Genomic DNA, 21328 nt, shown 5'->3' with positions numbered 1-21328 from the left:
GGGACTACGCTCGTCCATGACGACACCTGCCCCCTGTGAAAGCGGAGTTGCCGCCATGCCGTCTTCTGACGCCCGGATCCTTGCCCAGGCCGCCGTGCCCACGGCTGCCGTCGGCGCGCTCGCCGCCGTCGTCAGCGGTGTGGTCGCGGGCGGCAAGGGAGCGATCGGGGCCGTCGTCGCGACGGTGGTCGTCATCCTGTTCATGGGGCTCGGTCTGTACGTGCTCCAGCGCACCGCCAAGTCTTTCCCGCAGCTGTTCCAGATGATGGGCCTGATGCTCTACGCGGCCCAGCTGCTGCTGCTGGTCATCTTCGTCGCCCTGTTCAAGAACACCACGCTTTTCAACCCGCGTGCCTTCGCCATCACGCTCGTGGTCGCCACCCTCGCGTGGATCGGCGCGCAGACACGTGCGCACATGAAGGCCAAGACCCTCTACGTCGAACCGGACGCCTCGTCCTCGGGTGACAAGCCCGAAAAGACAGGGCGTACGTCGTGAGAGGTAGGGCCGGGATAAAGGCGCAGCACGCTTGCTGCTATCGTCCGGTGCCAACTGCGGCATCGCGGGCGCGGGCATCCGAGCTGACGCCTGTTCGATCGCGAGGCGAGATGCCCCCCAGCCGCCCCCACATCCGTCACACCAGTCCCGTGCCGACCCGCGGCCGCACGCCGCGCCGACACAACGAGGTTGCCGTACCTATGCGCCACGATGAAGGAGCCCGCGGTGAGTGCTGATCCGACGCAGACGCTCGCTTTCGACACGAGCTGCCACCTGTTCGACGGGTGCGGCTTCCCGGCTCCGGGCCTGCACTCGTTCCTGTTCAAGCCGCTCTGGGGCGACGCGGACAGCAACTTGTACTTCAACAAGACGATGCTGCTGGCGCTCCTCGGTTCCATCATCATCATCGGCTTCTTCTGGGCCGCGTTCCGGAAGCCGAAGGTCGTTCCGGGCAAGCTGCAGATGGCCGCCGAGGCGGGCTACGACTTCATCCGCCGCGGTGTCGTCTACGAGACGATCGGCAAGAAGGAGGGCGAGAAGTACGTACCGCTGGTCGTCTCGCTGTTTTTCTTCGTCTGGATGATGAACCTCTGGTCGATCATTCCGGTCGCCCAGTTCCCGGTGACGGCGATCATCTCGTACCCCGCCGTCCTGGCCGCCATCGTCTACGTCCTCTGGGTCGGCCTGACGTTCAAGCGCCACGGCTTCGTCGGTGCCTTCAAGAACTTCACGGGCTACGACAAGTCGCTCGGCCCGGTCCTCCCGCTGGCCATGGTCATCGAGTTCTTCTCGAACCTGCTGGTGCGGCCGTTCACCCACGCGGTGCGACTGTTCGCGAACATGTTCGCGGGCCACACCCTGCTGCTGCTGTTCACGATCGCCAGCTGGTACATGCTCAACGGCATCGGCATCGCCTACGCGGGCGTCAGCTTCATCATGACCATCGTGATGACCGCCTTCGAGCTGTTCATCCAGGCCCTGCAGGCGTACGTCTTCGTTCTGCTGACGTGCTCCTACATCCAGGGCGCGCTCGCCGAGCACCACTGAGCTTTCCTCCTCCTCACCCCAAGTCGTCCGGTGGCCAACCCCCACCGGTCCGTAAAGAAAAGGAAGAACTGGCATGTCCCAGACCCTTGCCGCTGTTTCCGGCTCGCTCGGCTCCATCGGTTACGGCCTCGCTGCCATCGGCCCCGGCGTCGGCGTCGGCATCATCTTCGGTAACGGTACGCAGGCCCTCGCCCGTCAGCCCGAGGCGGCCGGCCTGATCCGCGCCAACCAGATCCTGGGCTTCGCCTTCTGTGAGGCGCTCGCCCTGATCGGCCTGGTCATGCCGTTCGTCTACGGCAAGTGATCTGACGATCCACGACCAGCCGACTAGACGAAAGGCACTGATATGAGCCCCCTGGTTCAGCTCGCGGCTGAGGAGGCCGAGAACCCCCTCATCCCGCCGATCCCAGAGCTCGTCATCGGCCTGATCGCCTTCGTCATCGTCTTCGGCTTCCTCGCCAAGAAGCTTCTCCCGAACATCAACAAGGTTCTGGAGGAGCGCCGCGAGGCCATCGAGGGCGGTATCGAAAAGGCCGAGGCCGCGCAGACCGAGGCCCAGAGCGTCCTTGAGCAGTACAAGGCCCAGCTCGCCGAGGCCCGGCACGAGGCCGCGCGGCTGCGCCAGGAGGCGCAGGAGCAGGGTGCCGCCCTCATCGCCGAGATGCGGGCCGAGGGCCAGCGGCAGCGCGAGGAGATCGTCGCCGCCGGTCACGCCCAGATCGAGGCGGACCGCAAGGCCGCCGCGTCCGCGCTGCGCCAGGACGTCGGCAAGCTCGCCACCGACCTGGCCGGCAAGCTCGTCGGCGAGTCCCTTGAGGACCACGCCCGGCAGAGCCGCGTGATCGACCGCTTCCTCGACGAGCTCGAGGAGAAGGCCGAGGCCGCGCGATGAACGGAGCGAGCCGCGAGGCCCTGGCAGCCGCACGGGAGCGTCTCGACGCGCTGACGGACTCCACGTCCGTGGACGCGACCACGCTCGCCGACGAGCTGGCGGCCGTCACCGCGCTGCTCGACCGCGAGGTCGGCCTGCGCCGGGTTCTCACCGACCCGGCGCAGTCCTCGGAGGCCAAGGCCGAGCTGGTCCAGCGCCTGCTCGGCACCCAGGTCAGCGGCGTGACCGCCGACCTGGTGGCCGGGATGGCCCGCGCCCGCTGGTCGCAGCCCCGCGACCTGGTGGACGCACTGGAGCAGCTGGCGGACATCGCCGACCTCACCGCCGCGGAGAAGCGTGGCAACCTCGACGAGGTCGAGGACGAGCTGTTCCGGTTCGGCCGGATCGTCTCCTCCAGCACCGAGCTGCGTGCCGCCCTGACCGACCGCGCCGCGGCCGCCGGGGCCAAGACCGAGCTGCTGAACCGGCTGCTGGGCGGACGGGCCAAGCCCGCCACCGAGCGCCTGGTCGTGCGCCTCGTGGCCGCGCCGCGTGGTCGTAGCCTGGAAGCGGGACTGGAGTCCCTGTCCAAGCTGGCCGCGGAGCGCCGGGACCGGCTGGTCGCCGTCGTCACCTCGGCGGTACCGCTGAGCGACACCCAGAAGCAGCGCCTCGGCGCCGCCCTCGGCAAGCTCTACGGCCGCCGGATCCACCTCAACCTGGACGTGGACCCCGACGTCGTAGGCGGAATGCGGGTCCAGGTCGGCGACGAGGTCATCAACGGTTCGCTCGCGGACCGGCTGGACGAGGCCGCCCGCCGCATGGCGGGCTGACGGCGACGCGTCAGCGACGCGGCACCTCGACATACCGATATAGCAGTACGTACATACGGCCCTGGTTGGGCCGTGCAGAGGATTCACCTCCTGTTGGGGGGAGTCCCCATCCCCCCAAAGTGAAACTTCGGGCCCAACAAGGAGAGCAGGGAACCCAGATGGCGGAGCTCACGATCCGGCCGGAGGAGATCCGGGACGCGCTGGAGAACTTCGTCCAGTCGTACAAGCCGGACGCGGCCTCGCGCGAGGAGGTCGGTACGGTCACCCTTGCCGGCGACGGCATCGCGAAGATCGAGGGTCTTCCCTCGGCCATGGCCAACGAACTGCTGAAGTTCGAGGACGGCACCCTCGGCCTCGCCCTCAACCTTGAGGAGCGCGAGATCGGTGCCATCGTCCTCGGCGAGTTCAGCGGCGTCGAGGAGGGCCAGCCGGTCACGCGTACCGGCGAGGTGCTCTCCGTCGCGGTCGGCGAGGGCTACCTCGGCCGTGTTGTCGACCCGCTCGGCAACCCGATCGACGGCCTCGGCGAGATCGAGACGTCCGGCCGCCGCGCGCTTGAGCTGCAGGCCCCCACGGTCATGCAGCGCAAGTCGGTGCACGAGCCGATGGAGACCGGCTACAAGGCCGTCGACGCGATGACCCCGATCGGCCGTGGTCAGCGTCAGCTGATCATCGGTGACCGCCAGACCGGCAAGACCGCCCTGGCCGTCGACACCATCATCAACCAGCGCGACAACTGGCGCACCGGCGACCCGAAGAAGCAGGTCCGCTGCATCTACGTCGCCATCGGCCAGAAGGGCTCCACCATCGCGGGCGTGCGCCGCTCGCTGGAGGAGAACGGCGCCCTGGAGTACACGACCATCGTCGCCGCCCCGGCGTCCGACCCGGCCGGCTTCAAGTACCTTGCGCCGTACACCGGTTCGGCCATCGGTCAGCAGTGGATGTACGAGGGCAAGCACGTCCTCATCATCTTCGACGACCTCTCGAAGCAGGCCGACGCCTACCGCGCCGTGTCCCTGCTGCTGCGCCGCCCGCCGGGCCGTGAGGCCTACCCGGGTGACGTCTTCTACCTGCACTCGCGTCTGCTGGAGCGCTGCGCCAAGCTCTCCGACGAGATGGGTGCCGGTTCGATGACCGGTCTGCCGATCGTCGAGACCAAGGCCAACGACGTCTCGGCGTTCATCCCGACCAACGTCATCTCCATCACCGACGGCCAGTGCTTCCTGGAGTCGGACCTGTTCAACGCCGGTCAGCGTCCCGCGCTGAACGTCGGTATCTCGGTCTCCCGAGTCGGTGGCTCCGCCCAGCACAAGGCGATGCGCCAGGTCTCCGGCCGCCTGCGTGTGGACCTCGCCCAGTTCCGCGAGCTGGAGGCGTTCGCCGCCTTCGGTTCCGACCTGGACGCGGCCTCCAAGGCCCAGCTGGAGCGCGGTCAGCGCATGGTCGAGCTGCTGAAGCAGGACCAGTACCAGCCGATGGCCACCGAGGACCAGGTCGTCTCCGTGTGGGCCGGCACCAACGGCCGTATGGACGACGTCCCGGTCGCGGACGTCCGCCGCTTCGAGCGGGAGCTGCTGGACTTCCTGCACCGCAAGCACCAGGGCCTGATGACCTCCATCAAGGAGGGCGCCAAGATGTCGAACGACACCATCCAGGCGATCGACGACGCCGTTGCCGAGTTCAAGAAGCAGTTCGAGACCTCGGACGGCAAGCTGCTCGGCGAGGACACTCCTGCCGCTGCCGCCAAGTGACGTAAGGAAGGGACCTGACTCATGGGAGCCCAGCTCCGGGTCTACAAGCGTCGCATCCGATCCGTCAGCGCGACCAAGAAGATCACCAAGGCGATGGAGATGATCGCCGCCTCGCGCGTCGTCAAGGCGCAGCGCAAGGTGGCGGCCTCCGCGCCGTACGCGACCGAGCTGACGCGCGCGGTCACGGCGGTCGGTACGGGGTCGAACACCAAGCACCCGCTCACCACGGAGGCGGAGAACCCGACCCGTGCCGCGGTCCTGCTCCTCACGAGCGACCGCGGTCTGGCCGGCGCCTTCAACTCCAACGCCATCAAGGCGGCGGAGCAGCTGACCGAGCGCCTGGAGCGCGAGGGCAAGCAGGTCGACACGTACATCGTCGGCCGGCGCGGTGTCGCCCACTACAACTTCCGCGAGCGCAAGGTCGTGGAGTCGTGGACGGGCTTCACCGACGAGCCGACGTACGCGGACGCCAAGAAGGTCGCGGCACCCCTGATCGAGGCCATCGAGAAGGACACGGCCGAGGGCGGCGTGGATGAACTCCACATCGTCTACACCGAGTTCGTCTCGATGATGACGCAGACCGCGCTCGACGCACGGCTGCTTCCGCTGCGCCTCGAAGAGGTCGCCGAGGAGACGAGGACCGAGGGCGAGATCCTTCCGCTCTACGACTTCGAGCCCTCGGCGGAGGACGTCCTCGACGCCCTGCTGCCGCGCTACGTGGAGAGCCGTATCTACAACGCGCTGCTTCAGTCGGCCGCTTCCAAGCACGCCGCCACGCGGCGCGCGATGAAGTCGGCCACCGACAACGCGGGCGAGCTGATCAACACGCTCTCCCGCCTTGCCAACGCGGCCCGCCAGGCCGAAATCACCCAGGAAATCAGCGAGATCGTCGGTGGCGCGAGCGCCCTGGCCGACGCGACCGCGGGGAGTGACCGATAAATGACCACCACTGTTGAGACCGCGACGGCTACGGGCCGCGTCGCCCGGGTCATCGGCCCGGTCGTCGACGTGGAGTTCCCCGTCGACGCGATGCCGGACATCTACCAGGCGCTGCACGTCGAGGTGGCCGACCCGGCCAACGCCGGCGAGAAGAAGACGCTGACCCTGGAGGTCGCCCAGCACCTGGGTGACGGTCTGGTCCGCACCATCTCCATGCAGCCGACCGACGGCCTGGTCCGCCAGGCCCCGGTCACCGACACCGGTGCCCCGATCTCGGTGCCCGTCGGCGACTTCACCAAGGGCAAGGTGTTCAACACCCTTGGCGAGGTGCTGAACGTCGACGAGCAGTACGAGGGCGAGCGCTGGCCGATCCACCGCAAGGCGCCCAACTTCGACGAGCTCGAGTCGAAGACCGAGATGTTCGAGACCGGCGTCAAGGTCATCGACCTGCTGACCCCGTACGTCAAGGGCGGCAAGATCGGTCTGTTCGGCGGCGCCGGCGTCGGCAAGACGGTGCTCATCCAGGAGATGATCTACCGTGTCGCCAACAACCACGACGGTGTCTCCGTGTTCGCCGGTGTCGGCGAGCGCACCCGTGAGGGCAACGACCTCATCGAGGAGATGACCGACTCGGGCGTCATCGACAAGACCGCCCTGGTCTTCGGTCAGATGGACGAGCCGCCGGGCACCCGTCTGCGCGTCGCGCTGGCCGGCCTCACCATGGCCGAGTACTTCCGTGACGTCCAGAAGCAGGACGTGCTGTTCTTCATCGACAACATCTTCCGCTTCACGCAGGCCGGTTCCGAGGTCTCCACGCTGCTCGGCCGTATGCCGTCCGCGGTGGGTTACCAGCCGAACCTGGCCGACGAGATGGGTCTCCTCCAGGAGCGCATCACGTCGACCCGCGGTCACTCGATCACCTCGATGCAGGCGATCTACGTCCCCGCGGACGACCTGACCGACCCGGCCCCGGCCACCACCTTCGCCCACCTCGACGCGACGACGGTTCTCTCCCGTCCGATCTCGGAGAAGGGCATCTACCCGGCCGTGGACCCGCTGGACTCGACGTCCCGGATCCTGGACCCGCGGTACATCGCCGCGGACCACTACAACGCGGCCATGCGCGTGAAGAACATCCTGCAGAAGTACAAGGACCTGCAGGACATCATCGCGATCCTCGGTATCGACGAGCTCGGCGAGGAGGACAAGCTCGTCGTCCACCGTGCCCGTCGCGTGGAGCGCTTCCTGTCCCAGAACACCCACGTCGCCAAGCAGTTCACCGGCGTGGACGGTTCGGACGTGCCGCTGGACGAGTCGATCGCCGCGTTCAACGCGATCTGTGACGGCGAGTACGACCACTTCCCGGAGCAGGCGTTCTTCATGTGCGGTGGCCTCGACGACCTCAAGGCCAACGCCAAGGAGCTGGGCGTCTCCTGAGCCTCGCGCTCGTACGAGGGGGCGGGCGCGTCCCGCCCCCTCGGCAACGCCCACTAGAATTGACCCCAACACCCGGCGCCCCTGCCGGGTGGTGACCCGAGGAGCCACTCTTGGCTGCTGAGCTGCACGTCGAGCTGGTCGCCGCGGACCGCCAGGTCTGGTCCGGCGAGGCCACCCTGGTCGTCGCGCGCACCACCTCCGGCGACATCGGCGTCATGCCCGGTCACCAGCCGCTGCTCGGTGTGCTGGAGTCGGGCCCGGTGACCATCCGTACGAGTGATGGCGGAACCGTCGTCGCCGCGGTGCACGGCGGTTTCGTCTCGTTCGCGGACAACAAGCTGTCCCTGCTGGCCGAGATCGCCGAGCTGTCGGACGAGATCGATGTCCAGCGCACGGAGCGGGAACTCGAGCGGGCGAAGGCGGAGGGCGACGCCGCCGCCGAGCGCCGCGCGGACGTCCGACTTCGTGCGGCGACCGCGCGCTGAACCAGCCGCGCGGTACGTTGACATCACTCAGCCGCGGCCGGCCCGGAGCAATCCGGTGCCGGTCGCGGCTGAGGCAGATGTAGGTGTTTTTTCCGTTTCATTACTCAGTAGTAGAAGCAGTTCCCCTACCTAGGAGACGAGGAGGTCGGTGCCGATGGTCCTCGCTCTGACTGTGTGCGGGATCGTGGTCGCGCTCGTGGTGGTGGGACTGTTTCTGTTCGGGCTGCGCCGCCGGCTGATCCAGCGCTCGGGCGGGACCTTCGACTGCTCCCTGCGCTGGGACGTGGCCGAGAAACCGGACACCGGCGGCAAGGGCTGGAGCTACGGCGTCGCCCGCTACAACGGCGACCGCATCGAGTGGTACCGGGTCTTCTCCTACGCCGTCCGCCCCCGCCGCGTCCTGGAACGCGCCCAGATCGAGGTGGCCGGCCGCCGGCTGCCCGAGGGCGAGGAGGAACTGGCGCTGCTGTCCGACGCGGTGATCCTCGCCTGCATCCACCGGGGCACGCGCCTCGAACTCGCGATGAGCGAAGACGCGCTGACCGGCTTTCTGGCGTGGCTTGAGGCAGCCCCGCCCGGACAGCGGGTGAACGTGGCGTAGCCGCGTTCACCCGCTGTCCGGGGGTCCCCCCGGACGGAGTCTGGGGGAGGGTCAACGTCGCTTAGAGGGTTTCTCAGTCGACGGTTCTCACAGGTTGCTGCTGATCGCGTTCACCAGCTCGCCGTCGCTGGTGTCGCCGCTGAACTCCCAGAAGAACGCGCCGCCCAGGCCCTGGGACTTGGCCCAGCTCATCTTCCCGGCGATGGTCGACGGGGTGTCGTACGACCACCAGTTGCTGCCGCAGTGGGCATACGCGGTGCCCGCTATGGTGCCGGTGACCGGGCAGGACGACTTGAGGACCTTGTAGTCCTCGATGCCCTGCTCATAGGTGCCGGCCGCCGGACCCGTGGCGGTGCCGCCGGGCGCGTCCTGGGTGACGCCGGTCCAGCCACGGCCGTAGAAGCCGATGCCGATGAGCAGCTTGGACGCGGGGACGCCGGCCGCCTTGTACTTGGCGATCGCGTCGGCGGTGGTGAAGCCGGCCTTCGGGATGCCGCTGTACGAGGTGAGCGGGGAGTGCGGGGCGGTGGGGCCCTGCGCGTCCCAGGCGCCGAAGAAGTCGTACGTCATCACGTTGTACCAGTCGACGTACTGGGCGGCGCCGGAGTAGTCGGCGGAGTCGATCTTGCCGCCGTCCGAGCCGTCGGCGGTGACCGCGGCGGTGACCAGCTTGCTGGAGCCGAACTTGGCGCGCAGCGCGGCCAGCACGTTCTTGAACGCCTCCGGCCCGCTGGTGTCACAGGTCAGACCGCAGTTGTTGGGGTACTCCCAGTCGATGTCGATACCGTCGAACACATCGGCCCAGCGCGGGTCGTTGACGAGGTCGTAGCAGGACTGGGCGAAGCCCGCCGGGTCCTTGGCCGCGTCGGCGAATCCGCCGGACCAGGTCCAGCCGCCGAAGGACCAGATGATCTTGAGGTTGGGGTACTTGGCCTTCAGCTCGCGCAGCTGGTTGAAGTTGCCGCGCAGCGGCTGGTCCCAGGTGTCGGCCGTGCCGTTGACGGACTGGTCGGCGGTGAACGCCTTGTCGTAGTCGGCGTAGGAGTCGCCGATGGCGCACTTGCCGCCGGTGATGTTGCCGAAGGCGTAGTTGATGTGGGTGATCTTGGCGGCGGAGCCGGAGGTCACCAGGTTCTTCACGTTGTAGTTGCGGGCGTAGATGCCCCAGTCGGTGAAGTAGCCGAGCTTGACCTTGCCGCCGGCGGGCGGGGGAGTGGTGGAGCCGCCGCCGGTGGTGTGTACGGCTACCGCGGCGCTGGCCGGGCCGGTCTGGCCGGCGGTGTCGCGGGCCTGCACGGAGTAGGAGTAGTCGCTGCCGGCGGTGAGCCCGGTGTCGGTGTACGAGGTGGTGGTCACGGTGGCGACGACCTTGCCGTCGCGCAGCACGTCGTAGTTCTTGATGCCCTTGTCGTCGGTGGCCGCGCTCCAGGTGAGCTTCACCGAGGTGTCGGTGACGGCGGAGGCGGTCGGGGTGCCGGGGGCGCTCGGGGCGGCGTCGCCGGGGGCCGTCATGCCGTCGCAACTGCCGCCGTTCAGCGTGCAGTTGCTCGGATTGCCGGAGCCGGCGCCGTTGAAGCCGAAGCTGACGGAGGCGCCGGGGGCGAGGGTGCCGTTGTAGGACTTGTTCTTCGCCGTCCAGTGGTTGCCGGAGTTGGTGACGTCGGCGTCCCAGGCGGAGCTGACGGACGTGCCGGAGGGGAAGTCCCATTCGACGGTCCAGGAACTGATGCTCGCGGAGCCGGAGTTCTTGATGGTCCACTGGCCGCCGAAGCCGGTGCCCCAGTCGCTGGACTTGGTGAAGCTCGCGGTGACGCCGGCCGCCTGGGCGCCGTCCGCGGCCGGCGCCGGGCTCGCGAGTCCGACCAGTCCGGCCAGGGGGAGTGCCAGGGTCGCGAGCCCTGCCGCGACCTTGTCTCTGAAGCGCATCGAGCGCCTCCCTCGGTAGTGGGGTGACAGAGGGCGGACATGACTGAGCCTTCATGTCCACGGTGCCCCGAGGGTAGGAAGGTCTGGACCACGGGTCAATAGGTCTGGACCAATCCAACTGGGGTGTGCCCCCGGTGGATTGGGGGGTTTTCCCCAGCGAAGCGCAGGCGGTGGGGTGCGTACGATCGCAGTGACCGATCAGCGATCCGATGCTCTGTATACGGGGGACCCTTCATGCGTCGCGCGCGTTTCCTTGCTGCCGTGGCCCTGGCCGCACTGTCCGTCGGCGGGCTGTCCGCGTGCTCGGTCCTCGACCAGAAGACCTTCCAGGACGACGCCAGGGTGTCCCAGAAGGTCACGTCGATCCGGATCGACAGCGGCGACGGCGGGGTGAAGGTGGAGGCGTCGCGGGACACCTCCGGGATCTCCGTGCACCGCAAGGTCACCTACAGCGGCGACAAGCCGACCGGTGTGTCCTTCCGCGTGACGGACGGCGTCCTCACCCTCGCCGGCTGCGGCCACCACTGCGGCGTCGACTACGACGTCAAGGTCCCCGCCGCCCTCCCGGTCACGGGCAGCACCTCCAACGGCGGCCTCGCGCTGGACGGCGTCGGCGCCGTCGACGTGCACACCAGCAACGGCGGGATCACGGTGCGCGACACAGCGGGCCCGGTGAAGCTGCGCACCTCGAACGGCGAGGTCAGGGTGAAGAACGCCAAGGGCGGCATCGACGCGCAGACCTCGAACGGCGGAGTGACGATCCAGACCGCCACCCCCCAGAACATCAAGGCCCACACCTCCAGCGGCGACCTCACGGTCACGGCACCGCCCGCCGGCTACCGGATATCGGCACACAACACCAACGGCGACCGGAACCTGGCCTTCCAGGACGACCCGTCGGGCCGCTACGTCCTGGATCTGTCGACGACGAACGGCGACTTGACGGTGAGGTCGGCGGGCCAGCGGACGCGCTAGCGTTCGCCGCCCGGTACCCACAGCACGTCGCCCGTGGCCTTGTTGGCGATGCGGGCCAGGATGAAGAGGAGGTCGGAGAGGCGGTTGAGGTAGGTGGCGGTGAGGGGGTTCATGAGGTCGCCGTGCACCTCCAGGGCCGCCCAGGTGGAGCGTTCGGCGCGGCGGACGACCGTGCAGGCCTGGTGGAGCAGGGCCGCGCCCGGAGTGCCGCCGGGGAGGATGAAGGAGCGCAGCTTCTCCAGCTGCTCGTTGAAGCGGTCGCAGTCCGCCTCCAGGCGGTCGATGTAGAACTGCTCGACCCGCAGCGGGGGGTACTGCGGGTTGTCCGCCATTGGGGTGGACAGGTCCGCGCCCACGTCGAACAGGTCGTTCTGCACGCGGGTGAGGACCTGCACGACCTCCTCGTCCAGGCCGCCCAGGGCGATCGCGGTGCCGATGACCGCGTTGGCCTCGTTGGAGTCCGCGTACGCGGAGATCCGGAGGTCCGTCTTGGGCACCCGGCTCATGTCACCGAGGTGCGTGGTGCCCTTGTCCCCGGTGCGGGTGTAGATACGCGTCAGATTGACCATGGGCCCAGCGTAATTACGCCCCGGCCGTCCGGAACACCCGTGTGCCCGCCGTCACGGCCAGCGCGGCGAAGCCGACGGCCACGAGGACGCCGTAGAGCATGTGTGGGCTGGCGTAGTGGCCGACGTAGGCGTCGCGCACCGCGTCCACCAGGTAGCGGAACGGCACGAAGTGGGACAGCACGTCCAGCCAGCCCGGTGCCAGGGTCATCGGGAGCATCAGGCCGGACAGCAGCATCGAGGGCATCGACACCGCGTTGATCAGCGGGCCGAACTCCTGCGGGGTGCGGACCTTCATGCCCATGGCGTATGACAGCGAGGCCAGGGAGAGGGTGAGCAGGGCGACGAACCCGAAGCCGATGAGGATCCCCGCCACGGGTGCGCGCAGGCCCATCGCCACGGCGGCAAGCACCAGCAGGACCGCCTGGAACACGAACACCGTGGCGTCGCGCAGCACCCGGCCGAGCAGCAGGGCGAGCCGGCTGACGGGGGTGACCCGCATCCGGTCCACCACCCCCTGCGCGCTCTCCATGATGATCGTGAATCCCGAGAACAGGGCACCGAACAGGCCGAGTTGGAGCAGCAGCCCCGGCACCAGGACCTGCCAGGAGCTGCCCGCCTGGCCGAGCGGGAGCTTGGTGAGCAGGGGGCCGAAGAACAGCAGGTAGAGCAGCGGGGTGAGGACGCCGAAGAGGAGGGCGAAGCGGGAGCGCAGGGACTGGCGGAGGTAGCGGCCGTAGACGAGGGCCGTGTCGTGCAGCAGCATGCCGGTGGCTTTCTGGGGACTGGACGGAAGCTAGACGGCGACGGGGGTGTCGTCGGCGGGGGCGGGGGCGCGGCCGGTGACGGCCAGGAAGGTGTCCTGGAGCGTGGCGTCCAGGGAGCCGCCGTACCGCAGCTTGAGCGCGTTCGGCGTGCCCTCGGCGGCGACGGTGCCGCCGTCCACGATCACCAGGCGGTCGGCGAGGGCGTCGGCCTCGTCCAGGTAGTGGGTGGTGAGGAAGACGGTCGTGCCGTGCTCGTCGCGCAGCCGGCGGACCAGGTCCCACAGGTCGGCGCGGCTGCCGGGGTCGAGGCCGGTGGTGGGCTCGTCCAGGAACAGCACCCTGGGGCGGTGGGTCAGTGCCATCGCGATGTCGAGGCGGCGCCGCTGACCGCCGGAGAGGGCGGACGTTTTGCGATCGAGGAGGTCGGTGAGGTCGAGTTCGCGGGCGAGTTCCCGGGCGCGGGCGACGGCGTCGGACCTGGACAGCCGGTAGAACCGCCCCTGGGTGACCAGTTCCTCCCGCACCGTGATCTGCGGGTCGACGCCGCCGGACTGGGCCACGTATCCGGAGGCCCGGCGCACTCCCGCCGGGTCGGTGGCCAGGTCGTGCCCGGCGACGGTGGCCGTGCCGCCGGTCGGCTTCAGGAGCGTGGTGAGCATGCGCAGGGTGGTCGTCTTGCCGGCGCCGTTGGGGCCGAGGAAGCCGAGGATCTCGCCCTCGTGGACGGTGAGATCGACGCCGCGTACGGCCTCGACGGGGCCGGCTTTGGTCTGGAAGGTGCGGGCGAGATCCACCGCGCTGATGACTGCTGTCATACCCCTAGAAAAACAGAGTCTCTGAAAGTTTGCAATGACTCCAAAATTTCAGGAAGGCCAGCGAAGTTAGGATGCGGGCATGGCTGAGGGACTCAGGGAGCGGAAGAAGCGGCAGACCCGGCAGTACATCTCCGATGTCGCCACGGGCCTGTTCGTCGAGCGCGGCTTCGACGCGGTGACGGTCGCGGAGATCGCCGACGCGGCGAACGTCTCCGTCAACACCGTCTACAACTACTTCCCGGCCAAGGAGGACCTCTTCTTCGACCGTTCCGCGGGCATGGTCGACCGCCTCGCACGCTGGGTCCGCGGCCGCCGGGAGGGGGAGTCGGCCGCGGAGGCGGTGCTGCGCGAACTGCGCGAGGAGATCGAGGCGGTGTCCCCGCGCGTCGGACTGCTCGCGGGCTACGCCGACTTCATGCGCGTGATCGAGGAGGCGCCGGCCCTGCGCTCCCGGCTCTGGGCGCTCGCCCAGGAGGTGGAGGCCAACCTGGAGCAGGCGCTGCGCGAGGAGACCGGGGCGGCCGGGGACGACGAACTCCCGCGGCTGATGGCCGGTCAGATCAGCTGGATATACGGCACGGTCGTCAGGGTCATCGGCCGCGAGATGCTCAAGCGCCGCGCGCCGGCGGAGGTCTCACGGGAGGTCCTCGCGCTGCTGGACGACGTCGAGGCCCTGCTGAGCGAGCGGGTGCTCGCCTACGCGGTGCGCGGGCAGGGCGAAGGGCCGTCCCCGAAGGGGTGAACGGGGCCGGGGCGCCGCCGGATTCGAACGGAAACGTGTCCCGATGTGACGTCCGTCAAATGAGACGTGACGCGCGTTACTTACTGGTCACACGGCCGCTTCGGAGCGCTATCGTCCGCCGAAGACGCACATGTCCATAGCGGGTAACAGCGGGAAGAGGGAGTCGGACGTGGCAGGGAAGCTCGCCGTCATCGGGGCCGGTCTCATGGGGTCCGGTATCGCTCAGGTCGCCGCGCAGGCGGGCTGGGAGGTCGTCCTGCGCGATGTCACCGACGAGGCGCTGGCGCGCGGCACCGACGGCATCAAGGCGTCGTACGACAAGTTCGTGAGCAAGGGCAAGCTGGACGCGGCGGACGCCGAGGCCGCGCTGGGCCGCATCGCCCCCACCACCGACCTGGACGCCGCCGCGGACGCGGACATCGTCGTGGAGGCCGTGTTCGAGAAGCTGGAGGTCAAGCACGAGATCTTCCGCGCGCTCGACAAGATCGTGCGCCCGCAGACCGTGCTCGCCTCCAACACCTCCGCCATCCCGATCACCAAGATCGCGGCGGCCACCGAGCGTCCCGAGCGGGTCGTCGGCGTCCACTTCTTCTCGCCGGTGCCGATGATGAAGCTGGTCGAGCTGGTGCGCGGCTACAAGACGAGCGACGAAGCCCTCGCCACCGCGCGGGAGTTCGCCGAGTCCGTCGGCAAGACCTGCATCGTGGTCAACCGCGACGTCGCCGGGTTCGTCACCACCCGCCTGATCTCCGCGCTCGTCGTGGAGGCCGTCAAGCTCTACGAGTCGGGCGTGGCGACCGCCGAGGACATCGACCTCGCCTGCAAGCTGGGCTTCGGGCACGCCATGGGCCCGCTCGCCACCACCGACCTGACCGGCGTGGACATCCTGCTGCACGCCACCGGGAACATCTACACCGAGTCCCAGGACGAGAAGTTCGCCCCGCCGGAGCTGATGCGCCGGATGGTGGACGCCGGTGACATCGGCCGCAAGAGCGGGCAGGGCTTCTACACGTACTGAGCGGCGCCCGGACGCGTCCCGGCACCGAATTCACCCCCGGAGCATCACTCTCAGGGGTGAATTCGGTATCGGTTCGCTTACAAGCAGCAACCGCACCGCCACGCATTCAGTCAGACGGTGCACACCATCGAGTCAGACGGTGCACACCATCGATACGGAGTTGGCCTCAACCGCACTCAACGGGGAGCGTATATGTACATCAGGGGCGACCACGCCGAGCTGGTCGTCGGGGGGCGCCTCGACGTCCGCAGCGCGGCGGACGCCCGTACGGCCCTGCACTCGGCCGTCGACGACGGCGCCGGCGATCTGGTGCTCGACCTGTCCGAACTGGACTCCTGGGACGCCACCGGACTCGGCGTGATCATGGGTGCCCACCGGCGGGCCGGCCGCTGCGGCCGCCGCCTGGTGCTGCGCGCCGTACCGCCGCAGATGCAGCGCCTGTTGGTGGCCACCCGGCTGCACCGCATCCTCGCGATCGAGGGCGGCATCGGGGTGGACTCGCTGCCGCGGGTCTGAGTCTTCGCGCGGGTCTGAGTCCCCGGAGGGCGCGGGCGCGGGCACAGGCCGGCGGGCAATCCGCGTCGGACCGTGACGTCCCGGACCGCCGGGCACCCCGCCCTGTCGTGGATACTGGGCAAAGGTTTAGTGTTCGGTCGCCCGCCTGACTCGCATCCCTCGACCGAGCGGGCCCGGACCGGAGCGAGTGAGCGGCGTGCGGCAGGCCGGGAGGGCCGTAACACGAGCACACGACGCTTATGGGGGGCTTGAACCCATGGACCCGATCAGCCCTGGGCCTGAGGAGTACGGACACACGGGCGCCCGGCGCCCGCACCGGGACCCCCTCACCGCCGACTTCGGCCCGAGCACACCCGCGCCCGCCCGCACCGCGCACCTCGTCTCCGGCGATCTGCTGCTGACCGTCAACCCCGTGGACGGCAGCGAGATCGAGCCCTGCCCGCCGGCCGACCGGCCGGGCAGCCCCCGCAAGCGAAGCGCCGCCGAGCGGGCCGGTGCCGAGCGCGCGGCCCGGCCCCCGGTGCCGCCGGGAGCCGCCCCGCACCCGCTGCCCCTGCTGGAGCGTCAGGAGGTGCGGGAGCGGCTGGTACGGCTGCTCGCGCGCGGCCGTACCGTACGGCTCACGGGCCCCGGCGGGTCCGGCCGTACCGCCCTGCTCGACCTGGTCGCCGACGACTGCGCCGACCTCGCGCCCGACGGCGTGGTGCGCCTGTGCGGCGTCCACCGCACCGCCGAGGACCTGCTGTACGACCTCTTCCACACCGTCTACGACGCCCCCGGACACCGCCCCGAGCGCCGCGAACTGCGGGCGCCGCTCGCGGAGATCGGGGCGGTCGTGGTGGTGGACGACATCGGGTTCGGCGGCGCCGAGCTGGACGAGCTGCTGGACGCGACGCCCGAGTGCGCCTTCCTGGTCTCCGCCACCCCGGAGGTGCCCGCGCCGTCCGCCGATGCCGATGTCGAGGAGGTCTTCCTCGGCGGGCTCGACCGGGCCGGCGGGGTGGACATCCTGGAGCGCACGGTCGGGCGGGTGCTCACCGAGGAGGAGGCCAACTGGGCGGGCGACCTGTGGTTCGAGTCCGAGGGGCTGCCGCTGCGCTTCGTCCAGGCGGGCGCGTTGCTGCGGCAGCGGGACCAACTGCGGGCCGAGACCGGGGCGGTGGACGAGTACGGCGTCTTCGAGGACGTACGGCCCGTGGTGCACACGGTGCGGGAGTTCTCCGGCGAGGACGGCGGACCGCTGCCCTCGCTCGGCGAGGCGGCCGCCCCCGCGCCGCTGCTCGCCTCCCGGCTCAGCGCCTCCGCCCGCGCCACGCTGCGCTTCGCGGTCGCCCTCGGGGGCGAGGTCCCGCACCAGGCGCACCTGCCCGCGCTGGTCGGCGACACCCATGCCGACGCGGCGCTCGGCGAGTTGGCGAGCTGCGGGCTGGTCTCCCCGGCGGGCTCGCGCTACCGGCTCGCGGCGGGCGTGCGCGCCCAGCTGGAGGCCGCGGGGTACGGCGACGACGCGCCGGAGCGGGCGCGCACCGCCGCCGAGCACTACGCCTGGTGGGCCGGGCACCCCTCCGTCACCCCCGAGCGGGTCGGCGCGGAGGCCGACGCGGTGCTCGCGGCGCTGGCGGCCGTGGTGCCACCGGCCGAGGACGACGAAGGGCGGGCGGTACGGCTCGCGCGCACCGCCGCGCCCGCGTTCGCCGCCGCGCTGCGGTGGAGCGCCTGGGAACGGGCCCTGCGGCTCGGGGCGCAGGCCGCGCTGCACTCCGGCGAGGTGCCCGAACAAGCCTATTTCCACCACGAGTTGGGAGTCCTCGCGCTGTGCGGGGGACGACTGGACCGGGCCCGCGCGGAGCTGGAGGCGTCGATCGGGCTGCGCGGCGCGCTCGCCGACAAGCGGGGCGCGGTCGCGGGGCGCCGGGCGCTGGCGCTGGTCGCGGACCGGGCGGGGGAGCTGCCCGGAGTGCCGGTACAGGCGCCGGTGCCGGTACCGGGCGTCGTGGGGGAGCCGGCGACGGAGCCGCTGCCGGCGCTGCCGTCCGTGCTGTCGGTGTCGGCTGTGCCGGACACCCTGGTCACGCCGCAGGTCGTCGCCGCGCCCCCGGCGAAGGGGATCGGCATCCGGCGGCTGGCGCGCCGCAACCTGGTGGCGGCCGGTTCCGGCGCGCTGCTCGCGGCGGTCCTGGGCACGGTGGTGACGCTCGGGATGACCTCTCACGACGGCGACGACAAGAACCCCGCGGGACGGGCCGACGACAACCCCTCCACCAGCCAGGACGCGGGCGGCCCGGCCACCGGACCGGCCCCGGCGGGGGCTACGGGCACGGACTCGGGCCCGGCCACGGGGCAGCGTTCGACCCCGGTGCCGGCGGGCACGTACGCCGGGACGAACGCCCCCGTGCGGCCGTCGACGAGCCCCACGGCGGACCCGACGGGCCCGACGGGCGCGGGCACGGCCACCGGTGGCGGCGGCACCGGGAGCAGCGGAGGCAGCGGGGGCACGTCCCCGGCGCCGACCAGGACCGGGACCAAGTCGCCGTCCCCGACCCCGACCAAGCCGACGCCGAGCGCGCCCTCGACCTCCCCGTCCGGCTCGACCACCCCGCCGACCCCGACGGGCCCGCCCTCGGGCTCCGCGAGCGACCTGGCGCCGTTCACCAGGTCGGCGTCCGAGCCGGCCGCACCGACGGACTCGGACCCGGCGGCACCGTCCCAGCAGTGACAAACGGCGGTGCCGACCCGGCACCGCCGTTCACCGCCGTTCAACGCCGTACGAGAGCCGTCGCCGCGGGAGAGAGTCGCCGCCCTCGGGACCAGCGCCCCCCCTGGAAGGCTCCCGGTCCCTCAGAACAGCCGCAGCTTGTCGTCCTCGATGCCGCGCAGGGCGTCGTAGTCCATGATGTGGCAGTCGATGCCCCGGTCGGTGGCGAGGACGCGGGCCTGGGGCTTGATCTCCTGGGCGGCGAAGATGCCGCGGACCGGCGCGAGGTGGGGGTCGCGGTTGAGGAGTTCGAGGTAGCGGGTCAGCTGCTCCACGCCGTCGATCTCACCGCGGCGCTTGATCTCGATCGCGACCGTCCGGCCCTCGCCGTCCCGGCACAGGATGTCCACCGGGCCGATCGCCGTCATGTACTCGCGGCGGATGAGCGTGTACCCCTCGCCGAGCGTCTCGATGCGGTCGGCGAGCAGCTCCTGGAGGTGCGCTTCCACGCCGTCCTTGATGAGGCCCGGATCCACACCCAGCTCGTGCGAGGAGTCGTGGAGGATCTCCTCCATCGTGATGATCAGTTTCTCGCCCGCCTTGTTGACGACGGTCCACACGCCCTCGTCCTCGCCCGTGCCCTCCTTCAGCGTGCAGGGCGGCGACATCCAGTTGAGGGGCTTGTAGGCCCGGTCATCGGCGTGGATGGAGACGCTGCCGTCCGCCTTGACCAGGATCAGGCGGGGCGCCGAGGGCAGGTGGGCGGTGAGCCGGCCGGCGTAGTCGACCGAGCACCGGGCAATGACGAGACGCATGGTCGGCAACGCTACTCGACACCCGCCGCCGCACGCGATTCGCCCGAGCCGCTCCCTGTGGATCGTCCCACTTGTCACTGCTTTGTCCCTGGAAACTCTTGTTCATCCATGGCCGATTGTGGGTGCAACCCGACCGTTCCATATACGCATTCTGGTGGTGTGGTCACCGACCGTTGCCTACCGTAGGGACGGGAGGTCGCGATCCATGTACTCAGCGTGTTTTCCGGCGCCGAACTCCCTTTATCCGTCCGGCAACCCCTGCTCGTCGGGGGTGCGAGAGGAGAACCCATGTCGCTCGACGTCTCACCGGCCCTACTCGACGCGGCCGAGCGAGGCGAGGTCGACGAAGCAGACTTCGTCGACTGCGTCCGGACCTCCCTGCCCTACGCATGGGAGATGATCAGCTCCCTGGTGGCCCAGCTGAAGGTGGACGGCGGACCCTTCGCCGACAACCAGACGCCCCCGCCCAACGAGCAGGCGCGTGGCCAGCTGCTGCGCGCCCTCGCGAGTGACGCCATCCGCGGCGCGCTGCAACGGCACTTCGGCGTGCGGCTGGCCTTCCAGAACTGCCACCGGGTCGCGGTGTTCCCGCTGGACGCCTCGGTGGACGAGACGCTGACCCGCTTCACCTCGGTGCGGGCCCAGCTGCTGAACCAGTCGCCGGAGCTTCGGGACTGCTGACCCGCTGCCCCGGTGCGTCCGGGGCGGTGCGTCGCCTGCTTGCCGCTCCGCCCGTGGGAGGTGCACTCGGTGCTGGGGCGGCAAGCCCCCCAGGTGGCTTGCCAGTCGTACCGTTTCGTCAGCCTTGGCCGACCTGTGTCAGCGCATCCGCCGGCTTGTGTCAGCGCAGCTGCGGCAGCACCTCGGCGCCCAGGCGCCGCAGGGTGTCCTCCGTCGCCGCCAGATCGCCCGAGCCCTCGACCAGCAGGGCGAAGCGGGAGATGCCCGTGCGCTCGGCGGTGGCCGCGAGCCGGTCGCCGGCGAGCCGGGGGGTGCCCACCGGGTGCAGCCCGCAGAGCAGCTCGGTGTAGGCGACCGGGTCGCGCATCGCGCGCTTGCGCCCGTCGACCGTCACATGCGCGTCGAGCCCCTGTTTCAGCCAACCCGGCATCGCCTTCAGCAGGGTCTCCGCCGCGTCCTGACGGCGGTCGGCGAGCTGGCAGACCCCGGCCGCCACATGCGCCGCCGCCGCGATCTCCTCGGGATCCCGGCCCGCCGCACGGGCGGTGCGCCGCCACAGGGCGACCATCTCGGCCTTCTCCTCGTCGCCCGCGTGCATCCCGAGCAGCATCGGCAGCCCGCGCTCCGCGGCCAGCCGTACGCTCGTGGGCGAGGTGCAGGCGACGACGACCTCCGGGCCCGGAGTGTCCGTCAGGGCCTCCGAGGGGCGGGGTACGACGGGCACCTCGCGGAACGCGAACCGCTCCCCGGAGGCGCCCACCGCGGGCTCGCGCAGCCAGCGCAGCAGCAGATCGAGTGACTCGGGGAACCCGTTTTCGTACGCGTCCAGGCCGCTGCCGAACACCTCCAGGTCAACCCAGGGGCCGCCGCGGCCCACCCCGAGGGTGAACCGTCCGCCGCTCGTCAGGTGCAGCAGCGCGGCCTGCTCGCCGAGGGCGACCGGGTGGACCGTGGGCAGTACGCTGACCGCGGTGCCCACCCGGATCCGGCGGGTGCGGCCGAGCAGCAGCGCGGCCAGGGTGACGGCAGACGGACAGGTGCCGTACGGCACGAAGTGGTGTTCCGCCAGCCACACCGAGTCCAGCCCGGCCTCCTCGGCGACCTCCGCCGAGCGGACCGCCCGGTACAGGGCCTCCCCCTGGCCCTGGCCCGGGAACTGGGCGCCCAGCACAAAGCTTCCTACGTACATCGCATTTCCCGCCTTCTCGGCTCCGACCCGAGCTCCCCCACCGGCATAACCGTCTGACACGTGCCAAGGACACGGCCTGGCGAGGTAATTGACGGATTGTCTTCAGAATCGGCTGTCGTGGAGGGGGACTTGCGCCGCTTGGCGGCCTTCGCGTACCCCGCCC

At 70.1% G+C, this 21328-nt stretch carries 22 protein-coding genes; 16 read left to right on the top strand and 6 right to left on the bottom strand.

Translation table 11 applies throughout. The features are described 5' to 3' along the window. Positions 1–55: 55 nt before the first annotated feature. The 10 genes from AC069R_RS19775 (at position 56) to AC069R_RS19730 (ending at position 8460) form a co-directional block, all read left to right on the top strand. The gene (locus AC069R_RS19775; RefSeq protein WP_471065058.1) at positions 56–496 is read left to right on the top strand and encodes a Cg1360 family ATP-synthase-associated protein; all 441 of its coding nucleotides are present in this window, start codon (positions 56–58) and stop codon (positions 494–496) included. A 210-nt stretch (positions 497–706) separates the two neighbouring features. Next, positions 707–1543 (top strand): F0F1 ATP synthase subunit A, encoded by an 837-nt coding sequence (gene atpB / locus AC069R_RS19770; RefSeq protein WP_478768129.1) that lies wholly within the window; start codon positions 707–709, stop codon positions 1541–1543. A 73-nt stretch (positions 1544–1616) separates the two neighbouring features. Continuing rightward, positions 1617–1847: an ATP synthase F0 subunit C gene (gene atpE, locus AC069R_RS19765; protein WP_024884520.1), complete on the top strand. Its 231-nt coding sequence runs from the start codon at positions 1617–1619 to the stop codon at positions 1845–1847. Between the two features lie 42 nt (positions 1848–1889). After that, positions 1890–2435: a F0F1 ATP synthase subunit B gene (locus AC069R_RS19760; protein ID WP_471065061.1), complete on the top strand. Its 546-nt coding sequence runs from the start codon at positions 1890–1892 to the stop codon at positions 2433–2435. Beyond that, positions 2432–3247 carry a F0F1 ATP synthase subunit delta gene (locus AC069R_RS19755; protein WP_478768128.1) on the top strand — a complete coding sequence of 272 codons (816 nt, stop codon included), beginning with the start codon at positions 2432–2434 and terminating at the stop codon, positions 3245–3247. Before AC069R_RS19760 ends, AC069R_RS19755 begins: the two co-directional genes overlap by 4 nt. 158 nt (positions 3248–3405) lie before the next feature. Further along, on the top strand, positions 3406–4998 hold the full coding sequence (atpA, locus tag AC069R_RS19750; RefSeq protein WP_397984005.1) for a F0F1 ATP synthase subunit alpha: 1593 nt from the start codon (positions 3406–3408) through the stop codon (positions 4996–4998). Between the two features lie 21 nt (positions 4999–5019). Beyond that, the gene (locus tag AC069R_RS19745; RefSeq protein WP_478768127.1) at positions 5020–5937 is read left to right on the top strand and encodes a F0F1 ATP synthase subunit gamma; all 918 of its coding nucleotides are present in this window, start codon (positions 5020–5022) and stop codon (positions 5935–5937) included. Continuing rightward, positions 5938–7374, top strand: a complete 1437-nt coding sequence (gene atpD / locus AC069R_RS19740) for a F0F1 ATP synthase subunit beta (RefSeq protein ID WP_471065067.1) — start codon at positions 5938–5940, stop codon at positions 7372–7374. It begins immediately after the preceding gene. A gap of 110 nt (positions 7375–7484) precedes the next feature. Further along, positions 7485–7859: a F0F1 ATP synthase subunit epsilon gene (locus AC069R_RS19735; protein WP_037656493.1), complete on the top strand. Its 375-nt coding sequence runs from the start codon at positions 7485–7487 to the stop codon at positions 7857–7859. A gap of 154 nt (positions 7860–8013) precedes the next feature. Further along, positions 8014–8460, top strand: a complete 447-nt coding sequence (locus AC069R_RS19730) for a DUF2550 domain-containing protein (RefSeq protein ID WP_397984002.1) — start codon at positions 8014–8016, stop codon at positions 8458–8460. A gap of 87 nt (positions 8461–8547) precedes the next feature. Here AC069R_RS19730 and AC069R_RS19725 read toward each other — a convergent pair whose 3' ends face one another. Then, the gene (locus AC069R_RS19725) at positions 8548–10386 is read right to left on the bottom strand and encodes a glycosyl hydrolase family 18 protein (protein ID WP_478768126.1); all 1839 of its coding nucleotides are present in this window, start codon (positions 10384–10386) and stop codon (positions 8548–8550) included. A 261-nt stretch (positions 10387–10647) separates the two neighbouring features. On the opposite strand from AC069R_RS19725, the gene AC069R_RS19720 reads away from it, so the two are divergent. Next, the gene (locus AC069R_RS19720) at positions 10648–11361 is read left to right on the top strand and encodes a DUF4097 family beta strand repeat-containing protein (protein ID WP_478768125.1); all 714 of its coding nucleotides are present in this window, start codon (positions 10648–10650) and stop codon (positions 11359–11361) included. Here AC069R_RS19720 and AC069R_RS19715 read toward each other — a convergent pair. Genes AC069R_RS19715 through AC069R_RS19705 form a run of 3 tightly spaced genes read right to left on the bottom strand, consistent with a single transcriptional unit; the run spans position 11358 to position 13509 of the window. Beyond that, positions 11358–11930 carry a cob(I)yrinic acid a,c-diamide adenosyltransferase gene (locus AC069R_RS19715; RefSeq protein ID WP_478768124.1) on the bottom strand — a complete coding sequence of 191 codons (573 nt, stop codon included), beginning with the start codon at positions 11928–11930 and terminating at the stop codon, positions 11358–11360. The two genes, AC069R_RS19720 and AC069R_RS19715, sit on opposite strands and share 4 nt — an antisense overlap. Before the next feature lie 13 nt (positions 11931–11943). Then, positions 11944–12693, bottom strand: a complete 750-nt coding sequence (locus AC069R_RS19710) for an ABC transporter permease (RefSeq protein ID WP_478768123.1) — start codon at positions 12691–12693, stop codon at positions 11944–11946. 30 nt (positions 12694–12723) lie between these two features. Further along, the gene (locus AC069R_RS19705) at positions 12724–13509 is read right to left on the bottom strand and encodes an ABC transporter ATP-binding protein (RefSeq protein ID WP_478768122.1); all 786 of its coding nucleotides are present in this window, start codon (positions 13507–13509) and stop codon (positions 12724–12726) included. Between the two features lie 79 nt (positions 13510–13588). Here AC069R_RS19705 and AC069R_RS19700 point away from each other — a divergent pair, with 79 nt between their 5' ends. From AC069R_RS19700 to AC069R_RS19685, 4 genes are all read left to right on the top strand, one after another. Continuing rightward, the gene (locus AC069R_RS19700; RefSeq protein WP_478768121.1) at positions 13589–14251 is read left to right on the top strand and encodes a TetR/AcrR family transcriptional regulator; all 663 of its coding nucleotides are present in this window, start codon (positions 13589–13591) and stop codon (positions 14249–14251) included. Between the two features lie 169 nt (positions 14252–14420). Further along, the gene (locus AC069R_RS19695) at positions 14421–15269 is read left to right on the top strand and encodes a 3-hydroxyacyl-CoA dehydrogenase family protein (protein WP_478768120.1); all 849 of its coding nucleotides are present in this window, start codon (positions 14421–14423) and stop codon (positions 15267–15269) included. 192 nt (positions 15270–15461) lie between these two features. After that, on the top strand, positions 15462–15785 hold the full coding sequence (locus tag AC069R_RS19690; protein WP_397983994.1) for an STAS domain-containing protein: 324 nt from the start codon (positions 15462–15464) through the stop codon (positions 15783–15785). 256 nt (positions 15786–16041) lie between these two features. Then, positions 16042–18501 (top strand): ATP-binding protein, encoded by a 2460-nt coding sequence (locus AC069R_RS19685; protein WP_478768119.1) that lies wholly within the window; start codon positions 16042–16044, stop codon positions 18499–18501. Positions 18502–18623: 122 nt separating this feature from the next. On the opposite strand, the gene nucS is transcribed toward AC069R_RS19685, so the two are convergent. After that, positions 18624–19295 carry an endonuclease NucS gene (gene nucS, locus AC069R_RS19680; protein WP_397983992.1) on the bottom strand — a complete coding sequence of 224 codons (672 nt, stop codon included), beginning with the start codon at positions 19293–19295 and terminating at the stop codon, positions 18624–18626. Between the two features lie 288 nt (positions 19296–19583). Between nucS and AC069R_RS19675 the strand changes: the two genes are divergently transcribed. After that, entirely contained in the window at positions 19584–19976 is a 393-nt protein-coding gene (locus AC069R_RS19675) for an SCO5389 family protein (RefSeq protein ID WP_478768118.1), read from the top strand. 160 nt (positions 19977–20136) lie between these two features. On the opposite strand, the gene AC069R_RS19670 is transcribed toward AC069R_RS19675, so the two are convergent. Next, positions 20137–21165, bottom strand: a complete 1029-nt coding sequence (locus tag AC069R_RS19670; RefSeq protein WP_397983990.1) for an LLM class flavin-dependent oxidoreductase — start codon at positions 21163–21165, stop codon at positions 20137–20139. Positions 21166–21328 lie beyond the last annotated feature (163 nt).

This window comes from Streptomyces sp. NPDC043952 (genome assembly GCF_056435325.1).
Note: the sequence above shows the minus strand (reverse complement) of the source record. Positions and strands in the feature narration are given on the sequence as shown.

Coding starts and splice junctions, on each gene's coding strand:
- AC069R_RS19775 (WP_471065058.1), top strand. CDS start 56: ATGCCGTCTTCTGACGCCCGGATCCTTGCCCAGGCCGCCGTGCCCACG.
- atpB (WP_478768129.1), top strand. CDS start 707: ATGAAGGAGCCCGCGGTGAGTGCTGATCCGACGCAGACGCTCGCTTTC.
- atpE (WP_024884520.1), top strand. CDS start 1,617: ATGTCCCAGACCCTTGCCGCTGTTTCCGGCTCGCTCGGCTCCATCGGT.
- AC069R_RS19760 (WP_471065061.1), top strand. CDS start 1,890: ATGAGCCCCCTGGTTCAGCTCGCGGCTGAGGAGGCCGAGAACCCCCTC.
- AC069R_RS19755 (WP_478768128.1), top strand. CDS start 2,432: ATGAACGGAGCGAGCCGCGAGGCCCTGGCAGCCGCACGGGAGCGTCTC.
- atpA (WP_397984005.1), top strand. CDS start 3,406: ATGGCGGAGCTCACGATCCGGCCGGAGGAGATCCGGGACGCGCTGGAG.
- AC069R_RS19745 (WP_478768127.1), top strand. CDS start 5,020: ATGGGAGCCCAGCTCCGGGTCTACAAGCGTCGCATCCGATCCGTCAGC.
- atpD (WP_471065067.1), top strand. CDS start 5,938: ATGACCACCACTGTTGAGACCGCGACGGCTACGGGCCGCGTCGCCCGG.
- AC069R_RS19730 (WP_397984002.1), top strand. CDS start 8,014: ATGGTCCTCGCTCTGACTGTGTGCGGGATCGTGGTCGCGCTCGTGGTG.
- AC069R_RS19725 (WP_478768126.1), bottom strand. CDS start 10,386: ATGCGCTTCAGAGACAAGGTCGCGGCAGGGCTCGCGACCCTGGCACTC.
- AC069R_RS19715 (WP_478768124.1), bottom strand. CDS start 11,930: ATGGTCAATCTGACGCGTATCTACACCCGCACCGGGGACAAGGGCACC.
- AC069R_RS19710 (WP_478768123.1), bottom strand. CDS start 12,693: ATGCTGCTGCACGACACGGCCCTCGTCTACGGCCGCTACCTCCGCCAG.
- AC069R_RS19705 (WP_478768122.1), bottom strand. CDS start 13,509: ATGACAGCAGTCATCAGCGCGGTGGATCTCGCCCGCACCTTCCAGACC.
- AC069R_RS19700 (WP_478768121.1), top strand. CDS start 13,589: ATGGCTGAGGGACTCAGGGAGCGGAAGAAGCGGCAGACCCGGCAGTAC.
- AC069R_RS19690 (WP_397983994.1), top strand. CDS start 15,462: ATGTACATCAGGGGCGACCACGCCGAGCTGGTCGTCGGGGGGCGCCTC.
- AC069R_RS19685 (WP_478768119.1), top strand. CDS start 16,042: ATGGACCCGATCAGCCCTGGGCCTGAGGAGTACGGACACACGGGCGCC.
- nucS (WP_397983992.1), bottom strand. CDS start 19,295: ATGCGTCTCGTCATTGCCCGGTGCTCGGTCGACTACGCCGGCCGGCTC.
- AC069R_RS19675 (WP_478768118.1), top strand. CDS start 19,584: ATGTCGCTCGACGTCTCACCGGCCCTACTCGACGCGGCCGAGCGAGGC.
- AC069R_RS19670 (WP_397983990.1), bottom strand. CDS start 21,165: ATGTACGTAGGAAGCTTTGTGCTGGGCGCCCAGTTCCCGGGCCAGGGC.